The 2,669-nt window shown below is 55.3% G+C and carries 2 protein-coding genes and 1 pseudogene; all 3 read right to left on the bottom strand.

Annotated features, from left to right (window positions below):
• Positions 1-172: 172 nt before the first annotated feature.
• A complete protein-coding gene (locus MUY21_RS15920; RefSeq protein WP_248411257.1) occupies positions 173-751 on the bottom strand; it encodes a hypothetical protein in 579 nt (192 codons plus the stop codon).
• On the bottom strand, positions 748-1,704 hold the full coding sequence (locus MUY21_RS15915) for an AAA family ATPase (protein WP_248411256.1): 957 nt from the start codon (positions 1,702-1,704) through the stop codon (positions 748-750). The genes MUY21_RS15920 and MUY21_RS15915 overlap by 4 nt, the downstream gene beginning before the upstream one ends.
• Positions 1,705-1,739: 35 nt before the next feature.
• A pseudogene (locus MUY21_RS15910) lies at positions 1,740-2,669 on the bottom strand (IS481 family transposase); the annotation flags it as partial.

Below are 2,669 nucleotides of genomic sequence, written 5' to 3'. Positions count from 1 at the left end.
TGTAGTGAACCGCAATCATCCGCGTCTTGAACTGCAAACATCGTGGTTTTTCGATCAGATTAACTGCGTTTATCTGGGGTACGGAAACCGAATTGTTTGCGACTGTAACCACATTATTTGCAACGGGACTGCAATCATCCGGACTGAACCACATTACGTGCGAATGAGAACATTACCCTGAAGGTGCACAATATTCGGCCTTATACTGGTTAAGGAGCGCCAGAAGACGGCGGGGCTGTTCTTCATTAAAGACGGGTTCCATCAGGAAACGTGTGAATCGAACGGGCTGCTCAACTTCGACACCTGCTATATTTGACCAGATCAGCGGCTCATAAGGGGGTATAAAATGCAGTTCAATTAGCGCTGTACCGTATGACTCGTCCCAACTTCCTGCCATGAAAGCGAACTCATTGCCCACCGGAACTGATGCGTCAGGAATCCGTGTGCGTGTTAGATCGAATGTGATTTCTATAAATGACTCTTCCTGAGATTTTTGATCATGACCGTTCACCATTCGCGCCGTTACGTCACAGCCATTCACCAGTATTTCATGGCGATTAATCAAAGGGGGATACAGCGTCCAGCCGACACCTGAGCCTGCATCAGAAGTTTTCCCTGTATCAAAAAATGCTTGTTTTGAGGTGACTGAGGCCTCTTCGATCTGTCGAGCAAGCGCAGTTTGCGCGTCATCGGCAAGCGCTATTGAGCCAAATAGAACCAAAGCGGCGGTGCAAGCCTTGAGTGGCGTCATATCGGCAGCCCCGCCTTGCGCATGAGAGTGGAGAGTTCATCGGTCCTGTCCGAGTCCAACTGGCCTTTGAGAAAACGCCGAATTTCGGGGAGGCGGGTATCGGTGAGATCCGCCAGTGCCTTGGGGCTGTAGCCGATCCGAGACAGCCGCGCATCGAGATCGTCGAAGCCAACCGAGATGGTTTCTTCAACAATGTCGCGCGTGACCTGATCTGCGCCCATGCGATACGCATCGGTGAACGCCCGGTTCAAATGCTCGGCAAACTGCAACGGCGTAGATAGACGGTCGGCTAGATATTCCTGAGCGGCATCTTCAAAGACATCTGATGGGTCAACACCATCCGCGAGGCACTGTCCAAGAAGCCAAGACACAAACTCCCGGCGTTCATCACCGATGCTGCTAAACTCGAACTTGGTCGTTCGGTGGCCGATTTCTTCCATCGTCGCCCGTCGCAGATCGTTCTGAAGCCGGGGATGGCCGACAAGGACAACGGACAGCGAACCACCGCCTGCGCTGATGACCTCCCGAAGCCGTTTTAGTCCGTTCAGAGTGTGGCCGTGCAGATCATGGGCCTCGTCTATGAAGAGAGCGATTGGTTTCTTGGCCTTACGCACGGCCTCCTGCAGCAGCCTTTCCCGACGTTCAGGCTGGGTGGGCACTTTCATGTCCGGATCGCCGGTGATGTCGAGGAACAGGGCCGTGATCAGGGCGGGCAGAACAACTCGCGGCTTATCGACCGACAGGCTGCGTGCGACGATGATTTTCTTGTCCGCGGTGATCTGGTCCTGAAGCCGGTTGATCATCGCGGTTTTGCCAACACCCACGGGGCCTGAAATAGCGATCAGATCTCCGGCCATGATGGCCGCCATCACATCTTCGCGGAACTGGACCAGCCGCTCGGTTTCAAAGTACCCGGCCTGGCTCCACACGCGCTCTATGTGGAAATGCTGCATGACCTGCCTGTTTAACACTTGCTCACCCCTTTACCTTATTTCCCGCGCCGGAAGCGCTCTTTGACGGCCGTTTCAATCTCAGCCTTATTCAGTGTTCGACCGACCAGTTCGCCGACAAATTCGCGGTCAATTGATGAAAGCTCAGCCAGCGGTCGATCCAGTAGATAAGAAATCCCTCGCCGCGCGCTGAGCTCGTTTTCATAGGTAATCTGGCCCCATGGGTCCGGATCGGTGAACTTGACCTTGGGCAGTGGAACCACCTCAGCCGGGGCGGCCTCAAAACCGGAGCCACTCAGCGCTGCGCGCGGCAGGCTGATCTGCTCGGCCAGTTTGGCCACCGCTTCGGCGCGCTTTTCTCGGGGCGAGGGTTTGCGTTTGCGATACCGGTGCAGCGGAATTGGCCCGCCTTCCGGCCGATACGGACCATAGCGCTTATCATTCCATTCCACGAACAGCTCATGATCGAACAAGCCCCACCACAGCAGCACTTCTTCACCTGCCAGATCGCCATTGACCTCGTAGAATGCACCATCGATCGACACTCGCGCATCAGCGGCGACCTTCCGGCGTTCTGGCTCACGGGCAAAGGCGCAGAACCTTTCCCAGGAACACATCTCGCGGATGCCGGTCTCCGGGAGATTGGCAATCCAGTCTTCGATCCGACTGTGTGGTTCCCGGCGGTGGGGCTTGTCATTGTATTTGCTGATGAAGTTTCTCAGCCAAAGGTTGGCCTCTGCTTCGGTTTCAGGCTTGTGGAAGTGATACAGTGTCTCATGGGCTTCTTTCACGGTTCGGAAGGGTCGCTCAACCTTGCCCTTTGATCGGGCTGTGACGCGGGAACCGTCCGATCCGGCAGGCATGTGGGTTTTCCAATCCACGCCAAGCCGTTCCATCACAGTTTGAAACACCAGGCTTTTCGCAACAGGGCCGTTATCGAGATAGATCATCTCGGGAATGCCCTGGAA

The sequence above is a fragment of the Aliiroseovarius sp. S2029 genome (assembly GCF_023195575.1).
Lineage (GTDB): Bacteria > Pseudomonadota > Alphaproteobacteria > Rhodobacterales > Rhodobacteraceae > Aliiroseovarius > Aliiroseovarius zhejiangensis.
The sequence above is the reverse complement of the archived record's forward strand: the minus strand, read 5'-3'. Positions and strand labels throughout refer to the sequence as shown.

Excerpts from the sequence above, each read along its gene's own strand:
- MUY21_RS15915 (WP_248411256.1), bottom strand. The coding sequence starts at position 1,704 with ATGCAGCATTTCCACATAGAGCGCGTGTGGAGCCAGGCCGGGTACTTT.
- MUY21_RS15920 (WP_248411257.1), bottom strand. The coding sequence starts at position 751 with ATGACGCCACTCAAGGCTTGCACCGCCGCTTTGGTTCTATTTGGCTCA.